At 39.3% G+C, this 23,306-nt stretch carries 22 protein-coding genes and 5 pseudogenes; 9 read left to right on the forward strand and 18 right to left on the reverse strand.

Going from position 1 to position 23,306, the window contains the following annotated elements; translation table 11 throughout:
* Positions 1-8: 8 nt before the first annotated feature.
* The 5 genes from ureA to H9W84_RS10660 form a co-directional block, all read right to left on the reverse strand.
* Positions 9-311: an urease subunit gamma gene (gene ureA / locus H9W84_RS10640; RefSeq protein WP_060995978.1), complete on the reverse strand. Its 303-nt coding sequence runs from the start codon at positions 309-311 to the stop codon at positions 9-11.
* 50 nt (positions 312-361) lie between these two features.
* Positions 362-1,306 carry an urease accessory protein UreD gene (locus H9W84_RS10645; protein ID WP_239743535.1) on the reverse strand — a complete coding sequence of 315 codons (945 nt, stop codon included), beginning with the start codon at positions 1,304-1,306 and terminating at the stop codon, positions 362-364.
* Positions 1,307-1,434: 128 nt separating this feature from the next.
* On the reverse strand, positions 1,435-2,397 hold the full coding sequence (locus H9W84_RS10650; protein ID WP_239743538.1) for a DMT family transporter: 963 nt from the start codon (positions 2,395-2,397) through the stop codon (positions 1,435-1,437).
* Positions 2,398-2,559: 162 nt separating this feature from the next.
* A complete protein-coding gene (locus H9W84_RS10655) occupies positions 2,560-3,867 on the reverse strand; it encodes an MFS transporter (protein ID WP_050325664.1) in 1,308 nt (435 codons plus the stop codon).
* A gap of 77 nt (positions 3,868-3,944) precedes the next feature.
* Positions 3,945-5,186 (reverse strand): aminopeptidase P family protein, encoded by a 1,242-nt coding sequence (locus H9W84_RS10660; protein ID WP_420846674.1) that lies wholly within the window; start codon positions 5,184-5,186, stop codon positions 3,945-3,947.
* Positions 5,187-5,357: 171 nt separating this feature from the next.
* On the opposite strand from H9W84_RS10660, the gene H9W84_RS10665 reads away from it, so the two are divergent.
* Entirely contained in the window at positions 5,358-6,308 is a 951-nt protein-coding gene (locus tag H9W84_RS10665) for a GlxA family transcriptional regulator (RefSeq protein WP_239743541.1), read from the forward strand.
* 58 nt (positions 6,309-6,366) lie between these two features.
* Here the strand turns inward: H9W84_RS10665 and H9W84_RS10670 are convergent, their stop codons facing one another.
* The 8 genes from H9W84_RS10670 to H9W84_RS10705 all read right to left on the reverse strand — a co-directional run bounded on the left by H9W84_RS10670 (position 6,367) and on the right by H9W84_RS10705 (position 12,669).
* Entirely contained in the window at positions 6,367-6,612 is a 246-nt protein-coding gene (locus H9W84_RS10670) for a hypothetical protein (RefSeq protein WP_239743543.1), read from the reverse strand.
* Positions 6,613-6,818: 206 nt separating this feature from the next.
* On the reverse strand, positions 6,819-7,901 hold the full coding sequence (locus tag H9W84_RS10675) for a helix-turn-helix transcriptional regulator (RefSeq protein WP_239743545.1): 1,083 nt from the start codon (positions 7,899-7,901) through the stop codon (positions 6,819-6,821).
* Between the two features lie 16 nt (positions 7,902-7,917).
* A complete protein-coding gene (locus H9W84_RS10680) occupies positions 7,918-8,601 on the reverse strand; it encodes a metallophosphoesterase family protein (RefSeq protein WP_060995972.1) in 684 nt (227 codons plus the stop codon).
* Positions 8,602-8,633: 32 nt separating this feature from the next.
* Positions 8,634-9,344 carry a hypothetical protein gene (locus H9W84_RS10685; protein WP_239743548.1) on the reverse strand — a complete coding sequence of 237 codons (711 nt, stop codon included), beginning with the start codon at positions 9,342-9,344 and terminating at the stop codon, positions 8,634-8,636.
* A 60-nt stretch (positions 9,345-9,404) separates the two neighbouring features.
* Positions 9,405-10,262 carry an SIR2 family NAD-dependent protein deacylase gene (locus tag H9W84_RS10690; protein ID WP_239743550.1) on the reverse strand — a complete coding sequence of 286 codons (858 nt, stop codon included), beginning with the start codon at positions 10,260-10,262 and terminating at the stop codon, positions 9,405-9,407.
* Complete coding sequence (locus tag H9W84_RS10695) at positions 10,255-11,052, reverse strand: hypothetical protein (protein WP_239743553.1); 798 nt, start codon at positions 11,050-11,052, stop codon at positions 10,255-10,257. Before H9W84_RS10695 ends, H9W84_RS10690 begins: the two co-directional genes overlap by 8 nt.
* 69 nt (positions 11,053-11,121) lie before the next feature.
* On the reverse strand, positions 11,122-11,751 hold the full coding sequence (locus H9W84_RS10700) for a hypothetical protein (protein WP_157797668.1): 630 nt from the start codon (positions 11,749-11,751) through the stop codon (positions 11,122-11,124).
* Between the two features lie 72 nt (positions 11,752-11,823).
* Positions 11,824-12,669, reverse strand: coding sequence for a PP2C family protein-serine/threonine phosphatase (locus H9W84_RS10705; protein ID WP_157797042.1), 846 nt, complete (start codon positions 12,667-12,669; stop codon positions 11,824-11,826).
* A 292-nt stretch (positions 12,670-12,961) separates the two neighbouring features.
* Between H9W84_RS10705 and H9W84_RS10710 the strand changes: the two genes are divergently transcribed.
* The 5 genes and pseudogenes from H9W84_RS10710 (at position 12,962) to H9W84_RS10730 (ending at position 17,887) form a co-directional block, all read left to right on the forward strand.
* Positions 12,962-13,591: an AAA family ATPase gene (locus H9W84_RS10710; RefSeq protein ID WP_239743554.1), complete on the forward strand. Its 630-nt coding sequence runs from the start codon at positions 12,962-12,964 to the stop codon at positions 13,589-13,591.
* The gene (locus H9W84_RS10715; protein ID WP_100274268.1) at positions 13,588-13,833 is read left to right on the forward strand and encodes a ribbon-helix-helix domain-containing protein; all 246 of its coding nucleotides are present in this window, start codon (positions 13,588-13,590) and stop codon (positions 13,831-13,833) included. The genes H9W84_RS10710 and H9W84_RS10715 overlap by 4 nt, the downstream gene beginning before the upstream one ends.
* Positions 13,834-13,936: 103 nt before the next feature.
* Positions 13,937-14,763: pseudogene (locus H9W84_RS10720) on the forward strand (IS256 family transposase).
* A gap of 307 nt (positions 14,764-15,070) precedes the next feature.
* A pseudogene (gene fic / locus H9W84_RS12175) lies at positions 15,071-16,216 on the forward strand (protein adenylyltransferase Fic).
* Positions 16,217-16,582: 366 nt separating this feature from the next.
* On the forward strand, positions 16,583-17,887 hold the full coding sequence (locus tag H9W84_RS10730; protein WP_100274269.1) for an ATP-binding protein: 1,305 nt from the start codon (positions 16,583-16,585) through the stop codon (positions 17,885-17,887).
* Positions 17,888-17,946: 59 nt separating this feature from the next.
* Here H9W84_RS10730 and H9W84_RS10735 read toward each other — a convergent pair whose 3' ends face one another.
* Positions 17,947-18,501 carry an IS630 family transposase gene (locus H9W84_RS10735; protein ID WP_100274270.1) on the reverse strand — a complete coding sequence of 185 codons (555 nt, stop codon included), beginning with the start codon at positions 18,499-18,501 and terminating at the stop codon, positions 17,947-17,949.
* Positions 18,498-18,989: a winged helix-turn-helix domain-containing protein gene (locus H9W84_RS10740; protein WP_100274271.1), complete on the reverse strand. Its 492-nt coding sequence runs from the start codon at positions 18,987-18,989 to the stop codon at positions 18,498-18,500. Before H9W84_RS10740 ends, H9W84_RS10735 begins: the two co-directional genes overlap by 4 nt.
* Positions 18,990-19,050: 61 nt before the next feature.
* On the opposite strand from H9W84_RS10740, the gene H9W84_RS12200 reads away from it, so the two are divergent.
* Positions 19,051-19,233 (forward strand): HipA domain-containing protein, encoded by a 183-nt coding sequence (locus H9W84_RS12200; protein WP_100274272.1) that lies wholly within the window; start codon positions 19,051-19,053, stop codon positions 19,231-19,233.
* A 130-nt stretch (positions 19,234-19,363) separates the two neighbouring features.
* Here the strand turns inward: H9W84_RS12200 and H9W84_RS10745 are convergent.
* The 3 pseudogenes from H9W84_RS10745 to H9W84_RS12205 form a co-directional block, all read right to left on the reverse strand.
* Positions 19,364-19,486, reverse strand: a pseudogene (locus H9W84_RS10745) (integrase core domain-containing protein); the annotation flags it as partial.
* A 103-nt stretch (positions 19,487-19,589) separates the two neighbouring features.
* Positions 19,590-19,772: pseudogene (locus H9W84_RS10750) on the reverse strand (IS5/IS1182 family transposase); the annotation flags it as partial.
* Positions 19,773-19,889: 117 nt separating this feature from the next.
* Positions 19,890-20,153, reverse strand: a pseudogene (locus H9W84_RS12205) (hypothetical protein); the annotation flags it as partial.
* Between the two features lie 244 nt (positions 20,154-20,397).
* On the opposite strand from H9W84_RS12205, the gene H9W84_RS10755 reads away from it, so the two are divergent.
* Positions 20,398-20,553, forward strand: coding sequence for a hypothetical protein (locus H9W84_RS10755; protein WP_239743556.1), 156 nt, complete (start codon positions 20,398-20,400; stop codon positions 20,551-20,553).
* A gap of 198 nt (positions 20,554-20,751) precedes the next feature.
* Positions 20,752-23,253: an ankyrin repeat domain-containing protein gene (locus H9W84_RS10760; RefSeq protein WP_239743558.1), complete on the forward strand. Its 2,502-nt coding sequence runs from the start codon at positions 20,752-20,754 to the stop codon at positions 23,251-23,253.
* The last annotated feature ends 53 nt before the right edge of the window (positions 23,254-23,306 follow it).

Here is a 23,306-nt window from a genome sequence, read left to right on the forward strand (position 1 = left end):
TGTTTAAATTACACAATCGGTTGGTGAATGGTCACCAGTTTGGTACCATCGGGAAAGGTTGCTTCCACTTGCACATCGTCAATCATCTCAGCGATGCCATCCATCACATCCTCAACCCTAAGCCACGTGGTGCCTTCGCCCATCAACTGTGCCACTGTTTTGCCCTCTCTTGCCCCTTCGAGTACCAACATACTGATATAGGCTATTGCTTCTGGATAGTTAAGTTTTAAGCCACGTTGTTTGCGGCGTTCGGCAACCAATCCTGCGGTAAAAATGAGTAATTTATCTTTTTCGGCGGGGGTTAAATGCATGGGTTACTCCAATTATTTTTTCAGTGTTAAAAATTAGACCGTCACTGCCACTACGTCGCCCAAATTCGGGGCAAATGACTGGCTTGTTGCCACATTAAAGTGCGAATTTCACCACGAACTGCACCAAAACTGTCAAAACATTGGCGGACATCATCCCCCAAATAGCGAATAATCATCACCTCCCCTGTTTGGGTGCAAGAGACAGGCAAGCTATGGTGGTCGATAAATAATCGTAATTGCTTGACCCATTCAATCAGCTGTTTTTGCGCATCAACACTTGGCACAACCCATAAGCTGGCAAAGACGGTATGGTTATTTAGACCCACGGGTGAGCCAAACCAATCGTGTTCGGCACAGTGATGTAAGGTATCAGCAAGCAGCAATTTGGGCTGCTCATCCACGCGCCAAAATAGGTTTGATAACCGCATCTCGCCTGTACTGTAGCGCTCGCCATGATGCTCTCGCCCTAACAGGTTAATTTCCCAAGCGATAACACTGGCAGCTGGGCTGATAAAAAACTGATTGGTGGCATGGGCAAAACTTGCGTTATAAAAACAGTTTTCTTGCGGTAGCCATTCAAAACGGCTGTCGTCTTGCAGATAAACCGTGAAATTTTGCGCGGCATAACTATTTAAATCTTCTTGGGTTGTTTGAGATTTTTCGAGTTTTTTGGTTGGCGGACTGTCATCGGTTTGCTTGTTAGCGGTGTAACTCGGTAAATTACCGTACCATTTATTTGCCCCTGGCGTGGTAATCACGGCGTGGGCGTGATGTTTTACGCCAATGTCAATATCGAGTTTATCGCCTAAGGCGATGCCTGCGGGTGGATACAGCATGATGACATGACAAATACCTTGCTGTTCACCGCTTTCAGGATACAAGGCTTTTTGTACCCGCAAGGCGCCTTGGTGGTGGCGTTGTACCAAATTGGTGCGAGCATGCTCACCCGCATGTTGGGTGTCAAAAGCTAAGGTAAGGACTGAGTGCCAAGCCATATCTATCTAACTATATGAAAAATATATAGTTAGATAGAATGCAAGGGCTGTGCCACATTGGGGCAGTGAGCATTGATACCAATATGGTGAAGCCCAAATCAGGGATGTTTACACGGTTTGGGCTGTTATTAGACTTGAGTATCGACTTCTGTCAATTGCCGATGCCGCTGCATGGGCAATTTGATAGAGTTTAGGAGGGTGGCTAAAAGGATTAATATCATCCCTGAGTACTGCATGCCATTGAGCGATTGGTGCAGTAATACGATCGACAATACAATCGCGGTAAACGGCTCAAACACAGTGAATACCGAGGCTTTGGTTGCAGGGAGTTTGTGCAAGGCTGACATATACAAGAAAAACGGAATCACGGTACCCACTAGGCTTAGCCCCATCACCCACAACCAAGTGATGGCAGGCATGGTGAAGGCTTTGGCATAGGTTTGATAGGTCATCGGTAGCAATAATAAAGCTATCGCACTAATCACCACTGAGCTAAAGAACACCAAGGTCGGTGGATAGTGTTTGTGTAAGGCTTTTTTTCCTAAAATGCCATACAGTGAATAGCACACCCCAGACAATAAACCAAACACAATCCCCCAACTCAATGTAAAATTTTCACTCAGCGTTGTCAGTGCCACGCCCAATACCGCGATGCAAGCTAAGGTAAATGATTTTTTTGTTATCGGCTCTTTTAATAAAAAAAATGCCAGTACCAGACTAAAAATCGGCGCCGTATATAGCAGCGATACCGCAATGCCCGCGCCCACAAAATTGACCGCGATAAAATAGCAAACCGTCATGCCTAGCACACCAATCAACGATTGCAGGCTCAACTGTAATATCTCGCCGACTGATAACTGCCTAATAGACGTCCACAACGATGGCAATAACATCAGTAGCATCATAGCAGCGGTCACCACTCTTAAAATGGCAATTTGCACACTATCAAAACCCAGTTGATGTAGATAGGTGGTAAAGATACCCAGCGTGCCCCAACAGATAGCCGCCACAATGACTTGCAAGCCACCCATCGTCGCATGATTGAGCGTGTTACGGGATTGGTTGGTAGCGAAAGCGGGTTTACGAGTCACTGGCAATTCCTAAAAAATGGGGGATAAAAAAAGTGATTCTAGCAAACAAGGTTGGCTAAAACCACTTTGGGAAAAAACTTAAATTAACTTCATGGGGTTATTGATAACTGTGGTTAATCAATTATTTTTCTAACGTCTTTTTAACGTTTTTCTAACCTTTTTCTAACCTTTTTCTAATATAGACACACTATCGGATTTTTTATACATCACCGTTGCTACCAGTGCAATTACGCTTGCTATCACCAATAACCAAGCTGGCGCGATTTGACTGCCTGTTTTACTCATTAACCAAGTTGCCATCAAGGGGGTTGTGCCACCAAGTAGCGCATTGGCTGAGTTAAAGGTGAAAGCAAAACCTGAATAACGTACCTCGACTGGGAAAATCTCACTTAAAAATGCCGGGAGTGTGCCGTCATTGACGGATAATAACAGCGAGAACACCAGTTGAATCAACACAATGGTTAAAAACCCACCCATGCTTAGCATATGAAACAAAGGCACGGTCAACGCGATAAACAATACAGATGCGATGATCAGCATGGTTTTGCGACCGTATTTGTCTGACAGTTTACCCATGGTGAAAATCATACCGATATAAGCGACTAATGAAATGGAGGCAGCTAGCAGCGACTGCGTTTCATTGATGTGCATTTGGGTCGATAAATAAGTCGGCATATAGCTTAGGATTAAGTAAAAAGCTACCGCATTCAAACTACATAACATAAAGGCAATACACAAGGTTTTTTTATGGTTGGCAAACAAATTTTTGATTGGCACCGGTTTTTCAATGGTGCTTTCTTCAAACGCCTTAAAAGCCGGGGTTTTTTCAAGATTCAACCGCATATATCGACCCACTAGACCCAGCGGTGCAGCCAATAAAAACGGAATACGCCATCCCCAAGTTTGTACAAAGTCAGCATCCATAAAGGCGGTCATAGCTGCCGCAATCAGTGAGCCCAGTAATAGACCCGCGGATGTACTGGCAGGTACGATACTGGTATAAAACCCTTTTTTGTCGGGCGGCGCATACTCTGCCATAAATGCTGATGCCCCTGCATACTCTCCCGAGGCTGAAAAACCTTGAATCATACGCAGCAATAACAACAACACAGGCGCTAAGATACCCACGGTGGCATAACTTGGCAACAATCCGATTAAGAAAGTAGCACCCGACATAATCAAAATCGACCAAGATAAAGCCGCTTTTCGACCGTATTTATCGCCAATATGTCCCCAAAAAATACCCCCAAACGGACGGACAATAAAGGATAGCGCAAAAATTGCATAAGTTGACATCAATGCGACGGTTGCATCGGTTTTAGCAAAAAATACGCTAGCGATGACAGTGGCAAAATAGCCATACGATGCGTAATCAAACCACTCGACAAAGTTACCAATAAAACTGGCTTTGGCGGCTTTTTTGAGTAACACAGGATCTTTAACATACGGCTCGGCAGCTGGTTGTTGCATTGCTACGGCAGTGGGTGAAAGTGCAAAAGTTGTCATTTAGTTTCCCCTTGGTTGGTAGTAAGTCATGCTAAAGTAAGCTAACTGATAATGTTATGCGCAGGACCATAGGCGAAGCCTGTGATATTGTCAGCGCCTGTTTCAGTTAAAACCAAAATATCATGTTCACGATAACCGCCTGCCCCTGCCATACCTTCTGGAATCATAATCATCGGTTCCATTGAGATGACCATATTTGGCTCAAGTACCGTATCAATGTCTTCACGCAGCTCTAAACCTGCTTCACGGCCATAGTAGTGTGACAACACGCCAAATGAGTGCCCATACCCAAAGGTGCGGCGGTCTAAAATGCCATATTCGGCATAGATTTTGTTGAGCTCTAAGGCGATATCACAGCAACGAACGCCAGGTTTGATGAGTTTTATGCCTTCTTCATGCACTTTGCAGTTAATTTCCCAATATTTGAGCGTGGCTGCATCAGGTTCACCAAAATACAGCGTACGCTCTAGCGCCACATAGTAGCCTGCAATCATCGAAAAGCAGTTTAAGCTTAAAATATCATTGCGCTGTACTTTGCGATTGGTCACAGGATTGTGCGCGCCATCGGTGTTGATACCTGATTGAAACCACGTCCAAGTATCCATGAGCTCGACATGCTCAAAGCGTTGCCCGATTTCTCGTACCATCGCTTGCGTAGAGGCTAACGCTACCTCATACTCAGGAACCCCTTCATGCACGGCGTTGACGAGCGCTGCCCCACCAATGTCACAAACCTGTGCACCTTGCTTGATAAGGGCGATTTCCTCGGCTGATTTCACCATTCGCATTTTCATGCAAGCTTGACTAATATCGACAAATTCGACATTGGGCAAGGCGTCTTGTAGTTTTTTCAAACGTTCGACGGGTAAGTGATCGTATTCAATCCCCACTCTGCCTTTGTTGTTGATTTGACTTGCCACGGCTTTAAAGTAGTTATCGCGTTGCCAGTCGGTATAAACGATATTGTCATCGCCCATGGTACGTCGCCAAGGCTGTCCACCGTCGATATTGGCGGAAATAGTCACTACTTTGTCTTGGTCGATGACCAGACCATAGAAGCGTCCAAATGAGCAATATAAGAAGTCTGCGTAGTAGTTGATATTGTGATAGGAGGTGAATAACACGCTATCAATGTCGCTTTTTGCCATATAGGCTTTAAGCTTTTGTTGGCGGTTTTGGTATTCTTGGGCGCTAAAAGTCGGCTTGACCTTCTCGCCATTTTTGATTTGGATTAAGCTTGGCATGCTAAGTGCAGTATCTAGGCTAGCCGCTTTATTTATCATATGTTCAACTGACTGATTCATTGTTTGCGCCTCACGAGGTTTAGGTTGATGTTAAGAAATTCTTCGCTCTCCACATCCTCATCATACGCAAATTTAAAAAATCAGTTTTTCATAAGGCGACATTTTTTTGACTAATTACGACAACACGGCTTGTCCATTTATACTTCACTTATGACAGCGAATATTAAAAAAATTGGTTTTTTATTGATTGATGGCTTTACCATGATGGCTTTTAGCAATGTCATCGAGCCGTTACGAATGGCAAACTATATCAGTAGTCAGCCCGTATATAGCTGGATTATTAGTGGTTTTGCAGGTCATCAGACCAGTGCCAGTAATGGGGTACAAGTCACTCATACCGCTGAAATCAAACATCTATTTGATTGTGAACTCGTGTTTATCTGCGGCGGCTATGAAGCCGAAAATTTAATGACAGACGCACTAAAGGGGATTGTGGAGCGTTTAGCCGTTCGGGATATTGCGTTAGGTGGGCTTTGTACGGGGGCAATAGCGCTTGCGAATGCAGGGTTGTTAGCCAATCAATCGGCCTCGCTGCATTGGGAAAATGTTACACTGGCTCAGGAACAATTTGGCAATGTAAAATTCTTAAACCATATTTTTACCATTGGTGATCGGCTCTATACCTGCTCTGGCGGAGTATGTGCGCTTGATATGACCCTGCACATCATCAAGCAGCACTTCGGGCGAGAAATCGTTGAAAAAATTCAAGACATGTTTGTCATCACCGCTATCCGAGAGCCAGCGAGCATCCAGCATTTACCCAAACCAAAAACCCTCAGTCATAGCTACGCTCATGTCATCGATGCTATCACGTTAATGAAAACCAATATCGAAGAACCGCTCACGCTAGCGGACATTGCTAAATACGTCGGCATCTCTGAAAGACAACTACAGCGGCAATTTGCCAAACAGCTAGGGGTCTCACCCCAACAGTATTATCTGAATTTACGATTAGAGCATGCTAAAAACCTACTCAAACATACCACCATGCCAGTGACCACCATTTCAATGGCGACTGGCTTTTTTAATCTGGCATCTTTTTCCAGAGCCTTTCAACAGCAGTTTCATATGTCAGCCAGTGATTTTCGAAAAGCGCTGTAAGGGTTAATGCGTCTTGTGCTATCGCTTAATCAGGTGGTTGCTTTTATTATTTAAAAACTTATTCATCCCACTGCCAATGAATCGCCAATTGCTCCAGCACTGTTTTGACTTGTGGTTGATGTGACGCATCGCCATCTAGGTTGACTAGCACAATAAACCCATAAGTAGAATCGTCTTTGCTGCTGACGGTAGCGTCGATATGATGTTGTTGCAATAACTTATTGACAGCCATCACACTCACTTGACGTTTTAGTGCAGGTTTAAATACTTTACCCACGGCGGTTAAGGGTAATGCATCGATCACGTAGATGGCTTTAGGAATCGCCGCTTTTTCGCCAAGGTTTTGTTGGCTTTACGATTAAATTGAGTAGTTATGGATAATACTTATAAATGACATAAAAAAGCATATTAATCTTAAATCATTAATGTAAAATTAGTTCTATTTTGGTTTTTAATTATCACTAATTTGACATTGTTTTAATTTTAATCTAAAACTACTAGTTGATAATTTTATTTGGTGTATTGATTCAGTCCATGCGTTAATCTATCAATAATCATTTCTCTAAGCTTAACAGGCTCAAGCACTTCTGACATATGCGACATACTGATTAGCCAATCTTCAAGCCTTACGGTATTCATCACGGTCGCTGTAAGTAACAAGTTTTTTTCATCTAGCTTTTCTAACGTCTGATCGTTTGACAGTGGTCGCTCGGTCAGATGTTGGGCAGCAATATGATTAATTTTAAGCCTTAATATAATTGGCTTTCCTCGCTGCGTTAAATGGGTTTCAAGCATGCCCTTTCGACTTAATTCTTCCAAACTTAAATCATTCACCCAATTGGGTATTGGCTCTTCTAAAATCTGTACTGATTGGATGCGTATGATAGCGTAATTACGGTTAGCATCTAAATAGACTTTTTCAGGCGTTGATATACTCTCCTCCACTTTGTAAAAAGCAGTTAGGTAAATCATATTATCGATAAATATCAATCCTCTTGGATAAACCCACCGCGTAACAGGCTCATTTGCCCATTTTGCTAGATAACTTATTTCTAACCTTTTGCCATCGATGATCGCTTGATGAATAGTTTTTAGAATATGCTCATCGTATTTAGGCGCTTGCAATAAACTTGGTATCGTAAATAGGTGGTTTTTCCATTGCCCAAGCTGACTAATTTGATATTGCAGATTTTGATGATTTTTGACGTTGGCGATTTTGGCAGTTAGGGTGTTGTGAATATCTTTCGGTAAATAGTTGGCAGTAAATTTATCGAGCATTTCCCAAAAGAATAGGTTTTCGTTGTCAAAGCTGTCTAAGGTAAAGTTGGGGTGAAGGTAGTATTTTGGGGTTTTACCTGCGATTGAACCTTCTTCCCATGCTGGCATACGACAAATTGAGTTATCGCCAAACAGTGAATACAATGAAAGCAAGTCTTGCTCTAGGAGTTTGGCTCGGCTCTGTGTTTTTTCGCCTGTGGGGTTAAAACTGGTTAATAGCTCGCTTAGGGTTTTGGCATTTTTTTCGCCTTTGGGTAAATGTTGATACAGTAAAATCAAGCGTTCGCCACGGTTTTTTTCCATGATACTAGGCATTATTTTTCCTAAAATGCTAAAGTTTGGCTAAATCAAAATGTTGCACATTGCCATTTAAATCGACTTGATAAATCCTCATTTGACTAACTTCAATCGCTGTCAGATAACCACCGCCATGTGCAAAGGTATCGACACAAATTAAGCCATTTTGATGGTAAACTTTACCGTTTTTTTGTGCCGAATGTCCGCAAATGATGGTTTTGCCTGAGATGTGATCTTCTTGTCCATCGAGCGGAATAAATCGCCAGCGTAAACTGTCACCGGTTTGTTTATCCATTGGTAGGTGTGGCAAGGGTGTGGCATGGGTAAAGATAAAATCATCTGTTTGGAAATAAGGCAGACTCGTTTTTAACAGTTTGTAGTAAACATAAGGAATTTGCAGTAGCCCTTGCAAATCAATGGTTACGCCAAAAGATTGTAGGGTTTCGATACCGCCAAATTTTAGCCAGTATTTGAGATATTCTCGTTCGTATACTGCACCTAGCATCATTTCTTCGTGGTTGCCCTTTATCAAAATAACATGACAAAGCATCTGATATTGCATGATAGTATCAAGCACGCCTTTACTATCTGCTCCCCTATCGATGACATCGCCTAAGAAGATAAGGATGTCATCAGATTGGATATCTAGGGCGGATAGCAAGATGTTAAGTTGCTCGTTAAAGCCGTGTATGTCGCCAATGGCGTAAGTTTTAGGCATTTGTAGAATAAAATTTTCAGGCAGTTATTAGATTAGACAAACTGTTTTAGTTTTTTTCCCATTGCCTCAATATCAGAATGACTTTTTAGACCCTTATTTGGTGCATTTGGAAATGGTAAAACAGCAATGATTGTTCCGTTATTATTTTTTTTCCATTGCAGTGTTAAGTTACCAACTTCTTCAATATTAAATTCATCTTCATTATCAGCAAAAGCTAGATTAAATTCATGAGCGTAGGTTTTACCAAAACAAATAATAAGTTTGGGAGCATATTTTTGAACCCACCATTGTATGACTGGAAAACGATTTTCTTTACACCATTGCAAATAATCTTTTTTAGTTTTAAAGCCGCTGACTTCTGCAATTTCATTCGTCCAAAGATTGGCATTTGTCTTTTTGAGAGCTATTGGATAAAGATTCATTTTAAAATAGGAAGAATGTCCATTTTCCAAAAACGGCATTTCTATTTCTACAAATTTTTTATAGTTAGCAATATTGTAATTCCGCATTACTGCAAGCAATTTATAAACAACCATATTATATCGATAAAAATCTAAAACGCCCTCTGCACTATAACCAAAATTTGGTGAGCCATCCCACGTCTGATTGATATAGTTTTTTAACTCTTCGGCTGTTTGACCGCCACCCCATTCAATACCACAAATCCAAATTGATTGATTGTTAGGTGAACCAATCGTACCACCATCACAGCCGGAAAAATCTAAAAGCCAATTTTTATCCATTACATACTCCTAAGTTAAATAATATTGAAACTTAAAAAAATTTCAGTTTTAAACAAAGTTCTAGCTTGATTCTATTACTTCATTTAGTAACATTAAACTATCTAATGCCCCCATATCCACCCCAAGGCAATTTTTTTTACTAGGCACTTGCGGTTCTCGCAGATTAACACGCAGTAAGCTTACTGATTCGTTGACTGGGTGATTAATTAATCGCTCACCAAAATTACGCACACTTGGTACAGCCGTCCCCGCCCCTAACTCAATAATAGCTAGATTGTTAACTTGCTTCAGCCAAGCCATTAACTTCTGCTCTTTTTCGTCTTGCATTTGCGATTGCCAATGCCAATCGCTAAACATCAAGATGTTGGGGCGCGCCATACCACCACAGTGTGGACAGGTTGGAAATTCATTGATTAGCTGGCAATATTCTTCATCGACTACGGGCTTGAAATCGTCCGCTGACCAAATAGCTTGCATGCAATTATCCAAACACTGCAACCAATGAATCGAACCATGACATTCAAATACTTGGTCATTCTCAAATCCGACCTTTTGGAACTCACCATCGACATTACTGGTAAACACAAAGGCATCGTTTTTAAGATTGGGTAATGTATCTGACCATTGTTTGAGTAGATGAAAGCCTTGGTGTGGTTCTACTGCTCGGTAAGCATTAAGGCGTAGTCCATAAAACCCCCATGCCAATTTTGGATTGGTGTGGAACAGTTCTGGCGTCGCCATATCGATAAAGCTTTTGCCCAGATGCTTAAGCGGTGGATAGGCTTTCCAAAAGCCTTGATCGCCCCGAAAGTCAGGTAAACCTGAATCCACGCCCATCCCTGCGCCTGCGGTGATGAGTAAGCCATCAGCTAGTTTAAGGTGTTCGGCAAAATCAATTAATTTGCTTTTATTATCCATTTTTATTCCTTTGCCATTGTCGTCTGAGATATTCTTTAATTGAATTACCGGTTCCTTGAATTGGCTTAGTTGATTGCTTTGGCATATTTTGTTCTCTAGTGACTGATTCAATATCATTTTCTTCATCCGAATAAACTAGGAACATACAAATACAACAACCCTGCTCACCCTCTTTCCAAGAATCAAATTCCTCAAAAAAATTAACTTGATAAAAAATACCAACCTCATCGACATCAATATTTTCTTGCACTTGATTATTAATAAATTCTTGTTGGTCAAAATTGAAACCACTATCTGTAAAAGTGTTAACCAATACAGCTTTTAACGTATAGTTAGAAGTGTGAGCCTTAATTTTTTTTATCAGTTGCTCGCAAGCAACCGCTATATAATCATCACCAGTTGCAGAACTATGTAGAAATTGAATACTTGTTCCATATGAAAGTGCCGTTTTCACGTCATACCAGTCTATACCGATAAAATTACCATATGCATTCATAAAAGATAGGCCATAAATTGCCAACTCTATTTCATCTGAGCCACAATAAATAATGTTGTCTGCAATTTTTAAGCAGTCGTAACGCTTACCAGTGGTATTTAGAGCAATAAGAACTTCGGTTTCTGTAGTTTCTCGATAATTTTGCAGTTCTTCGATATTAACCTCATCACTGGCGATGAAATAGGTGATGAGATTGAAACTATCCGCTAATTTGTTAGGCTCATATAATTTGTGTTCCCATTTCTTGCCATTGTCTCTTTCAGTAAACGCAGCAAAATCTAAATATTCAAGCATAATAAATTCCCGTTTTTTTAAATGGTTTAGTGAGTTAACTTTCCTTAAAATTCTTTATGTTTTAGCACTTCAAATATGCTTGATTAGACTATCATTAGATTTATCAGCATAAATCAAGAACATACAAACACAACAACCTCTCTCACCTGATTTCCAATCGGCAAACTCATCAAAAAAACTTAATTGGTAAAATGTAGTTGCATCATTAAGCACTAAATTTTTATCTATTTGTTGGATAATAAAATCTTGCTGCTCACAACCAAAACTAATATCCGCAAACATATTAATCATCACGTTTTTAATCGGATAGTTGGATGATAGTCTCTGTAGTTTTGAGATAAACTGTTCACATCCTAAAGCCACACAATTTTCACCACCTGCTACACCATGTAAAAATTCAATATTTTTGTTACCAGAAATTGCCCATTTTACTTCGTCCCAACTCATACCAATGATGCCACTACCGCTATGTAGTCGTTGAAATGCTTGAATAACCAATTGCACTTCATCTGGTGAACATGAGATGACGTTATCCGCAAGTTCTAGGCAGTCATAATTTTTATTCGTTGTATTCATCGCAATCAAGCATTCAGTTTTTGTTTCCTGCCGATAGCGTTGCAAATCTGCCATATCAATATCATCACTTGCCACAAAAAAAAGTGACTTCATTTTTGCCATTGGCAATTTTATGTGGTTCATATTTATCGACTTTTACAGTGTCACTATCAACTACTGGCGAATTATTTTCCATGTTCCTTAATCCTTTTTGCGTTATTGCGACTCAAACCTTACTAAAATTGCTGTTGCATTATCATACGCACGACCTTTAGAGGCATAAATCTGCTTACGTAACTGTTTAAGCCATGCTTGCAAGTCAGTATGTTTATCAATCCCTTGCCACTCATCGCAAAGTACCAAATCATGCACGCCGTCGGTACATACCACGAGACAATCATTATGTTTTATCTCCAAAAGCTGGCTGTCATAATGCGGCATCGGATTACAGTTCAAATCACTATCCACCGTTAAACAGTCGGTCAACGCATACATTGGGCTTGCCATACCAGTTTGGTTGTATTCGCTAAAGTTGGCTTGGCGATTTTCTGCTGCGGCTTGCTCATCTACCAGTTGATTCAGCAAATTATGATCACGGGTGATACATCGCCATGTTTTTGTTATAGCTGAAAAATGATAGACACGACTATCACCAATATGTTTGATAACCACAGATGAATGGGTGTGGTTGTTCTTTGCAAACGCTCGATAGACCAAAGCAAGCGTCGCGGATGCGCCATAAAAGCGTTTTGGTAGGGTTGCGACTTTTTCATAAATCTTTGAGATATCCATGACAGCCGATTGATTAGGATTATCTAGGTAAGTTTGCCACAATTGTTTGACCGTCTTCATCGCTTTAAGGCTAGCAACTTGCGAAAAATCGGACTGTGAGACACCATCTGATACCGCAACACAAAAGGCACCATCACAATGGCGAATAGGTGTTATACCTAGCGCTTCTTGGTAATAATCATCAACAAAGAAAAATGCATCTTGCTGCAAGCCGTTGCTGGCATTGCCTTGAAAGGTCATCGCACAAATCGTAGTGGAGAGTCTGGTCATATCACGAGTCGTATAAAAAGGTTAATCTGATTATAACCGTAAAGTTGGAAAAATATATTATAGGTTTCTTTATTCGATATAGTCTGTATTTTGATACATTTTATAATCAACAAAATATATAAAAAAACTTATCTGCGCCTTTCTTATTTAATTTCTATCACATGAATAAAGCTGTCAAATACGTTCGGTTGACTTCAATTCTGAATACAATATAATCAATACTAATAAAAAACTAGTTAACCATCGAATAAGTTATCATTTAGTTCTAAATTGATATTAAATTAGGGTCATTATGATTATTTTGTTAGGTAGTCAAAAAGGTGGCTGTGGTAAGTCTACAATCGCCATCAACATTGCTTGTAGCTTAGCAAACCTTGGTAAAGATGTGGTCTTAGTAGATGCCGATCCCCAGCAAAGCTCCGCAAATTGGGTGAGAGATCGGGATGAAACCAATTTAGCGAAGGTACACTGTGTCCAGCGATATGGTGATATCAAAAGTACCCTTAAAGATCTAAATCAGCGCTATGCGTATATCGTGGTCGATGTGGCAGGACATGATAGTAAAGAGCTACGCACCGCTATGTTAGTGGCTGATAAACTCATCGTGCCTTTTAAACCATCGCAGCTGGATTTAGACACCCTACCCCATTTAACCGAAGTGATTGATCAGGCACTTAGCTTTAACGAGCAATTGCAATGTTTTGGGCTATTGACCTTAGCACCGACTAACCGGGCCAACAAAGAAGTCGTTCAAGCCAAAGAATACTTGAGTGATTTTCCGCTGTTAAACCCACTAACGACCATTATCCATGAACGTAAAATTTACCGCGATGTACTCGCCGAGGGTAAAGGCGTGATAGAGGCAAATAACGCGAAAGCCATTACTGAGTTTAGTGAATTGATGAAGGAGTTGGCATTATGATTAAACGTCGTACCCAAGCACCCACTTTGACGGAAGATGATTTTGTCAATGGCGTAACTACTGATCAATCAAATGAAACAACAAAACCAGATCCCAAAGCGCCCCGAAAATTTAAGTCACATACCTTGCCTTTAAATGAGTATGAGTATAATTTGTTGGTTGAGTTGGCAGATAAATATGGGCAGACGCACAGTGGTATCATACGCTATGCGTTAAAGCAGTTGGCATTAAAAGATAACTAAATTAGAACTATATAGATTCTTATTTAGAACTAAAATAACATTAGGTAGTGTTCAAAAAACAGTGTCATTTCACTAAACTGTTAAATAAAACAGAAATGACACCATGCAATCATTTGGTTTTGATGAAGACCTAAAAGCGATTCAATCAGGCAAACCCATCACAGGCAGTGATGGGGTACTAGCCCCACTCATCAAACAACTCACCTAAGCTGCCTTATCGGCTGAAATAGACAGCTACCTTGAACTACATCCAAGTAGTACCGGTCGCAACGGTTACAGCAAAAAGACCATCAAATCAGCGGTCGGTAGCTTTGAGCTAGAAACACCTCGTGACCGCAAAGGGGAATTTCATTGCTCAGGAGTAAACCACTGGTTATCTATGCTCACTGATTCACACAATCGTGGTGTACAAGATATTCTGATTGCCTGTGTTGATGGGCTTAAAGGCTTCCCTAAAGCCATACAGGCTATCTTTCCCAATACTGAGGTGCAACTGTGTGTGATTCACCAAATTCCAATAGCATTCGTTATGTGGCAAGCAAAGATCAAAAAGCCTTTACGCGGGATTTAAAGCCTGTGTATAAGGCGGTCAATAAAGAATCGGCTGAGTTAGCCCTTGACGAACTCGATAGGCTGTGGGGCAGTAAATACCCTGCGGCGATTGCCTCATAGCGAGATAAGTGGCATTTGCTGTCTGCTTATTTTAAGTAGCCCGAGACAGTCAGAAAGCCGATTTACACGACCAATGCCGCCCTAACAGTGCATCGCCAATTTTGCAACCTTACCAAGACTAAAGGGGCGTTCCAAATTGAAACTAGCTTGCTTAAGTTGCTGTATGTTGGTATGTTAAATGCGTCAGAGAAATGGACAATGCCCATCCATAATTGAGGTCAAACGATGATGCAGTTATCTATCCATTTCCCTGGTTGATTAGATGATGTTATTAATCTTTAATTCAACTGACACAGTTTTTTGAACATTACCACGAGCGTGGCAATTTTAAATGAAGATAAAGGGTTTAGTGACGATATTCAAAGTCTGATTGATAACCCTTGGCAGGGTCTGTTGGAAGATGATTGGTCATGAAAGTCCGTATGCTAAACCTTTCCTTGTATGACCATGTTGTGGGCTGTTTAGATATGTCGAAAAATAAATCGAAAATCGACATATCCATGAGAACATGTTTATACTATCGACATACTCTCATGATATGTACAAATTTAGGCGAAAAATCGACATGGTTTCTACTCAATCAAAAGATAACTTAAAGACCAACTCAGATTGGCAAGCAGAGCAACCATACAACGAACTGGCAAGTTTACCTCCTAGTATTGATGTCGAAACCAAAGCTGTCCTAAAACAATGCATCGAGGCTCGTGCCAAACTAGCCGAGCTCAAACAAGCTAGTATGCTCATTCCCAATGACAGCATCCTAATCAATCTCATCCCTTTACTCGAAGCCAAAGATAGTAGCGAAATTGAGAATATTGTCACGACCACAGACGAATTATTCCGCTATGCCGAACAATCCGAAAATGCCAATCATGCTACTAAAGAAGCCCTCCGCTATCGTACTGCCTTATATCAAGGAATTACTTCAATTAAAGAGCGACCTTTTAGCACCTAAACCGCTATCGAAGTCTGCCAAACCATCAAAGGTGTTAATCTAGGCATCCGCTCAGTCACAGATACAGCCTTAAGCAATAGTGTGACAGGTGAAATCATCTATACACCTCCTTTCGGCGAAGCGGTGATTCGTGAGAAACTTGCCAATTGGGAGCAATTTTTACATTATCATGATGAGCTTGACCCCCTCATTAAAATGGCAATTGCCCATTACCAATTTGAAGCGATTCATCCATTTGCCGATGGCAATGGACGTACTGGGCGAATTCTCAATATGCTATATCTAATGCACTAGAAGCTATTAAATTTGCCGATTTTATACCTCAGCCGTTATATTATCAAAACCAAAGAAGACTACTATCGCCTATTACTTGGCATCACTAAACACCAAGACTAGATAAGTTGGATTATGTACATTCTTACAGGCATTATTCAGACTTGTGAATGGACGATTCACAAAATAGAAGCGATTCGTACCCTGCACCAAGATACCAGCGACTATGTGAAAGTAACAGCACCCACCGTGTATTCTCGAGAACTGATAGATGCGATATTTGAACAGCCATATATCCGTATTGGAACGGTAGTCAATAAGCAAATCGCTAAACGCCAGACCGCAAGTAATTATCTTGCCAAACTGGTAGAGTTGGGTGTCCTACAAGAGATTAAAGCAGGGCGAAAAAAACTGTTTTTACATCAGCATTTGATAGATTTGTTGGTTGAAGATAAACGTATTACTTACCATCGACCTTTCTAAAGCTTAAGCTTTAACTGTAATTATTTCTATTTTTCAAAATCATTTTTATGCAAAAATCGCTAAAAAAGTTAGTCCAACTTTCGGGGTTCAGATCACTATAGCGTGAATACCATTAATCAGATTTCTAGACCCTTTGGATTGGTGTTAAAACTGGACTATCGATAAACAATATAACTATCTCGTATTTAAAGCAACTATTTCTTAAATATGAACAATAAGATGGTCTATTTTAGGGGAGATTTGCACTAAAATCTTTTGGATTTATTTATATGTAAAGAATTAAAATTTAAACTTTTTTCATAGGAAAAATGTATAATACATAACATTATTATCATGAAAAAAGTTAGAAATTTTAAGGCATTATCAATGCAACGTCATATCCTATCCAAACTCCAAAACTGGTATCAAAGTCCAATCCGTAAACCCTTGGTTATTCAAGGGGCACGCCAAGTAGGTAAGACATGGGTGATAAGGCATTTTGGTGAACAGCATTTTAAAAAGATAGCTTATATCAATTTTGATAATAACCAGCCAATGAAAGCTTTATTTGATGGCGATTTTGATATTCAGCGTCTACTGTTAGGGTTGCAAATTGAGTCAGGTGTGGATATTAAACCTGATGATACCTTATTAATTTTCGATGAAATTCAAGAAGCGCCAAAAGCCTTGTCAGCTCTAAAATACTTTTATGAAAATGCACCTGAATATAGCATTATTACCGCAGGTTCGCTATTAGGCATTTCTGTTCATCAAGGATTGTCATTTCCTGTTGGCAAAGTAGATTTTCTCGCCATGTATCCGATGGATTTTATTGAGTTCTTGTGGGCTTGTGGTGAGAGCCGTTTGGTTGATTTGCTTCGAAGCCAAGATTGGGAATTAATCACCACCTTAAAAAGCAAATTTATCGAACGCCTGCGTCAATATTATTTTGTCGGTGGTATGCCTGAAGCGGTTGATACCTTTGTCAAAACCCAAAATTTTGCACAAGTTCGGCAAGTACAAAATAACTTATTGATGGCGTATGAATATGATTTTTCTAAACATATTCATGATGGCAAAATAATCCCTAAAGTCAGAGCCGTTTGGCAAAGCCTGCCAGAACAATTGGCTAAAGAAAACAAGAAGTTTGTTGCCAATCAAGCCCAATCAGGGGCAAGGCTCAAGGATTTTGAGTCAGCGATTGGTTGGTTAGTCGCTAGTGAATTAGTGCAACAAATTTTTAGAGTGACTAAGCCGAACCTGCCTTTGGTTAGTTATCAAGATAATGTGTTTAAACTGTATTTTTTGGATGTGGGGTTGCTCGCTGCCAAATCAGGACTAGATGTCAGTGCGTTGCTTGAAGGGAATCGGTTATTTACTGAGTTTAAAGGGGCGTTAACTGAGCAATATGTCCTGCAACAACTTTTGGCCATGCAAAGTAACCCTGTATTTTATTGGGCGAATGAACGTTCAACTGCTGAAGTTGATTTTATTGTTCAGCTTGCGAACCATATTGTGCCGATTGAAGTCAAAGCAGAAGAAAATCTTAAAGCCAAAAGTTTACGCTCCTACCATGACCAGTTTAGCCCAGATTTAACCATCAGAACGTCGATGTCCGACTATCGAGAACAAGATTGGATGGTGAATTTACCTTTGTATGCGTTTAGTCATTTCAAGGAATTTACCCACTGATAAGCTAAATGGCAAAACAAAGAATTTATCAAATTATTGAATAATACCAAACCCAATAATTAAACCACTGCCCAATGACGAGCAGTGAGCGACTTAACTGTAGCCACCTGTTTAGCAAAGTTACACCAAGCCTGACAAGCGGCATCTACAATAGCTTCATAACTATCAAAACAGCGATTTGATAGCCAGTGTTGCTTAATATACTGCCAAACCTGTTCAATCGGATTTAATTCAGGCGAATAAGGCGGTAGCTTCAAGATAGTCAGGTTTGGTAAATTATAGCGCTCTTTATGCCATACCGCCCCATCCATCACCACAACCGCATGGCGACCTTTGGGTATCGTTTGGCTGATTGCTTGTAAATGCCGCTTCATACACTCGCCATTAGCATAAGGCATGATGAGTCCCACACTTTGACCTGTGGAAGGACATACTGCCCCATAAAGGTAAGTCGAGATAAACTGCTGTTGACGGACTACTCTGGGTCTTTTACCACGGTAATGCCATATTCGGGTGATTGAACCTTGCTGGCCAATGCGGGTTTCATCTTGAAACCAGATGTCAACATCGCTTAGCTTAGTATCTTCGGGCAGTATGGCAGTTACCTGTTCTATGAAGTTTTTTTAAAGGCTTCTTGGGTGTTAATGTCAGCCTGCGGATGCTGGCTTCTGGCACTTATCCAACTCATACCAATTCGAGCCAGTAGTTCGTAGATGCCATTGACGCTATAGCTTGCTTGGAAATGCTCGTAAGCAAGCTTTTGGATGTCTTGTCCTGTCAGTCTGCCGCCACCCCGTTTTGCTTGGCTGTCAATAATCAGTTGTTTAAAGCTTTCAATGTGCTTGGCAGCCAATTTGCTGTTTCTGCCGCTTCTTGGTTTGTCATAGAGGCTATCAAGCCCTGATGCTTGGTAGCGTCTACGAGTACGTCGTACAGTCTCAATGTTGATGCTTAGGTTTTCTGCAATCTCAAAGCTGTGTTTGCCAATGCGATATTGGTGGAGGATGTAAAGGCGTGTTCTGGCTCTGGCGTTACTTTCAGTCTTGGCCAGTTCGCCAAAGTCATAATCATCTAGGCGGTATTTTGGGTTTGATTCTTTCATATAGCTATAATACTATATTTTATGGGTTTGGTATAAGAAGCTGACAGTCAACTAAAACGATATGTATAGTGAAGATTTTGCTCAAATTCTTGGTAAATATACCCACGATAAATATGATGGTGGTAACTTCCAGCAAATCGCGAAAATTCTTTATCGATATAGCCAAGATGGACTTGCCAATATAAAGCAGTTAGCTAGACGACTATTGGTTAATATCTTACTGGGAAACGGTGATGTATGCTGAAAAAAACGGAGAAAAATATTTGGTAAACTAGTAACTGTAAATACCCCAAACTTAAAACAACATCAAAGTAGAAACATTAAGCCAGCTGCTTATACTCAGCAGGTGTCATATCATTCAGTGAAGCATAGGGTCATTCATAGTTATAAACTTCCATCCATTCATTGGTTAATTGTCTGAATTCATTTGAATTATTGAACAGATAACAATCTAACACCTCATTTCGATAGCTACGATTAAACCGTTCAATGTACGCATTCTGGTACGGACACTAAGACATTGTGAGCGGCTGCCCAATTAGTGAAGATATTTGAGCTAAACTCACTGCCGTTATCAACACGGATTTGCTTAGAACCTGTTTACAATCTTTTCAATAACAAAGCGATGAAAGCGAGATTAGTAAATTGAAGGCTCGAATTTAAATGACGCTCACAGTTTTCCCATAACCGTCTATTTTTCTCAAGCCAAGCAAACGAACGTTCTACAACCCATTGCTTTGGTATGACTTTAAACTTATGCATTTCATCTCTTTTGGCAACTTCTGTAGTTATGCTGCCTGACTCAAGATAATCTGTCTCCGACAATCCCAGTACAGTTCATGGTATCGTGAGTACAAATCATCAAAATCTTGTAAAATCATAATTCAAATCTCTTTTTCGTTATTTTGCCTTTAACATTTCATAAATCACTTCCGCAAATTGCTCGGGTTTGCCAACAACTGCATAATTTACTTTTGGTGAGCTTGGTTACTATCTAGTATAGAATCCATCCAAAGCCTGTGGGGAATCCCCTAATATGGCTTGCTCGCGGCTATTATTGGCGATTTTTTGCATAACCATGGTACTCTCACTAAGCTTATCCCTTACTGTATAAGCATATTTCACCATTTCACTATCGCTTAGATTATCCGTAAGGGTATGGTCGGGTGCTTACTGTTAAATCAAGAAAAAATTTAAAAACCAGCTAGTAAACTTTCATAAAAAATTAATAATTTCATATCTCATCCAAAATTATTTACCTTCTATTCCATGCTATCAAATCTCTAAGACGGAATTCTCAAAAATAATTCGCCAATTTTGGTGCAGATTTCTAATTTTGAATTAGTCATAATGACATTGTCTTGCAAGGCATACCTATAAATTTAAACCATTATCTAAGGAAATCAATATGTCAAAAAATCTTATGACAGCCGAAGCTGCGGCACGAATTCAATCATCTACAGCCAAATCCAATGGTGGTAAAGTATCTGCTGATTTATTTGCAGCTCGAGCGCAATCATCTGCAGCGAAAAATGCAAACAGCATAATAAAATCAATCAAATAGCGCTCTGATTAAAAAGTGATAATCTGATTGATGGTTAGTCTCGCTTTATTCAAAGCGATGGAGCGAGACCTTAATTTTCAATAACTAGCCAAGTTCTTGATAGGCGTGCATTCGCATAATAAGTTAATACAAGATATCTTTAGATTAGCGAAGCAATTTAGTCAACAAGCACTAGGATTAAAATCAGGAATTATCCCAATGCCAAAAGTTACTCACTTACCAACACCATTCAAACAAATAAAAGAACTAACAAAATTACTAACACTAAATCGTAACTTTGACGTAAACAATGAGTCGCCTCATCAAATTGCTTTAAACAATCAAAAAGAAAACTCTATAAAAAAACCCAATAGAAGGAACACTGAGCTAAAGGATCAACTAGATAATAAAAATGTATCGATGGCAGCAGTTGATGGATTTATAGAGCAAGTATTTTATCAACCGCTTACAACTATGTTTACATCTGAACAAGCGAAATTTATTACAAATTGTTTTAAAAATTATCTAGATGATTATCTGAGCAACTTCGTGCCTAATACTGCTGTTTATTTCATGACTCAAGATGAATTAGAAATCTTATCAATGAGGTTTTACCTACCGATTGCCCTCTATAATCACTTTCTTACTCAACTTCCAAAAGAAACAATAGAGCAAATTCGCTTAATGCTCATCAGCGAAAAAAAATCGTTAACAGTGATAAAAAATCACTATTTAGCTGTTTTAAAAGAGTATGAAATAAAAGAAGACATTAAAAACGCTTGTCGAAAAAGTAAATTGACAGCAAGATCTATCTATAATTTTAATCCTGAGAAAAATGAGCAATGGGATAGAATTAAACTCGATTTTCTAATTGCTGTTGCATTGGATACTGTACGAACGTATCCCAAAGGTCAGTCTTTTATTCAGTCATTGCAAGAAATTCTGTTGGCTGCTAGCGATGAAAGAAAATTAGTTGTTAAGTCTTTGAACTGCGACATGCAAAATTTTATTGCAACGGTTGAAGTGAAAAGATTTCAGGATCATTCCTTATTCAAGGAAAAATACCATAAGCTCAATAGTTTACTCAGTTTAGAGTTTTCAAAAGACACAGTCGGCCAAATTAATTCTCAGAACTTAATAGCAGAAATGAGAAATTTAATTAGTGAAAACCCATCATTAACCTATGCATCAGTGAAAATAGATGCGTTAGAAGCTCGATGGCACGTGTTCTCTGGGAATTCAAAAGAGGCTGTTAAGTTATATCAAAAAGCATTTGATAACAGCTTATTTAGTTGTGGGGATACATTACCAAATTTGATTAAAGAATGCTTAGCTGCTACCGCTTATTTGCAGTCATTCGAAAAAAGCAAGTTTAATACAAGTTTTTTAAGTCATTTAAAAATTGCCTGCACCAATTTTGGTTACGATATGGCTGCTGTTGATATAGAGCCTCATTTAAAAAAAGAAAGAGAAAATAAATCCAAGAATAGAATACTCTCAGCTTACACCGTTGCAGATTGGGAAGAACAGATGTGGGCTAAGTACTTTCAATGGATTTTCTCTAGTGAAATTTGCTTTCCTGATGTTGAATACTCGTCTTTGCCTGCCGAAATACCATATTTTTCCTATAAAAATCTAAATATTCCCAAGCCAGATTATAAAAATTCTAATAATAAAATCACTCTGTTTAATAGAAAAATGCCTCAGTTAGTAGGTTATAGTTGGTTGCATGGCATGCCTGGAGAGTTACAGGACAGATATCTGAAGTTCGTTAAAAAGCTGCTTGATAATGGAGCCAGTGTAAATCAGCTATCTGGCAACAATGAGTCTGCACTGCTAATTGCACTTGAAAAAATGGATTTAAAGGATGTTACTCAATGGTTTCTTTATCAAATAGAATGTCATAAATTGATGAAAAAAACTCAAAATATATTGCCAGAATCAGACTTAAAAGAGAAAGAGTTATACTACTTTAACACACAGGATCGCACGCTATTTGATTTATTAACAGCACATGACTATCAGCAAAAATACACAAAAAAGGTGGTTAATCAAATCACTTCACCTTTAGAAAAATTTCCTTTAATGCAAGCAGTTAGAACAGGTAGACCAGACGTGGTTCAAACTATACTAAAAATGGGTGCTGAAGTTGATAAAACTAACTTTGAAATGAGAACACCGTTGTATGAATGCCTGTTAATGCTGAAGGACTTAAAAAAAAGTGATAATAATTTTAATAGAGCAGAATCATTCATTCGTAGTGAAGTATTTTTGTATGATAAGCCTATACTTGAAAGTATAAGACGTATGAATGCATATACACAGCTCGATGATATTCTTTACAGCGATATCTGGGAAAACTCGCTTAGAATTGTAAGTAAATCAGAACAAGATAAGCAAGCAATAGCAAAATTTTTAACTATCCTAGAAAATTTTAAACTTGAGATTTTTAGAAAGTATACATCCGTTGAAAACTTAAAAGAAATTTTAAGGTTATTAGTTAACGCAGGAGCTGATGTAAATCATAGTCATAGCCAAGGTTCAATTAAAGATTTCACCCCATTAATGCAAGCTGTAATTATTAATGATTTTGAACTTTTTAATCTACTTAAAGAAGCGAACGGAGATCTAACTAAAAACTTTACCATAGACGATGACGAGGTAAAGAATTCAATCCAATATTTAAAGAAGCATTTTAACAGCAATCGAATAACCTTATAAGTAGGGACATATATCAGAACTTTGGGTAGTGTTCAAAAGACTGTGTCATTTTA

This window comes from Moraxella tetraodonis, assembly GCF_022359095.1.
Taxonomy (GTDB): domain Bacteria; phylum Pseudomonadota; class Gammaproteobacteria; order Pseudomonadales; family Moraxellaceae; genus Faucicola; species Faucicola tetraodonis.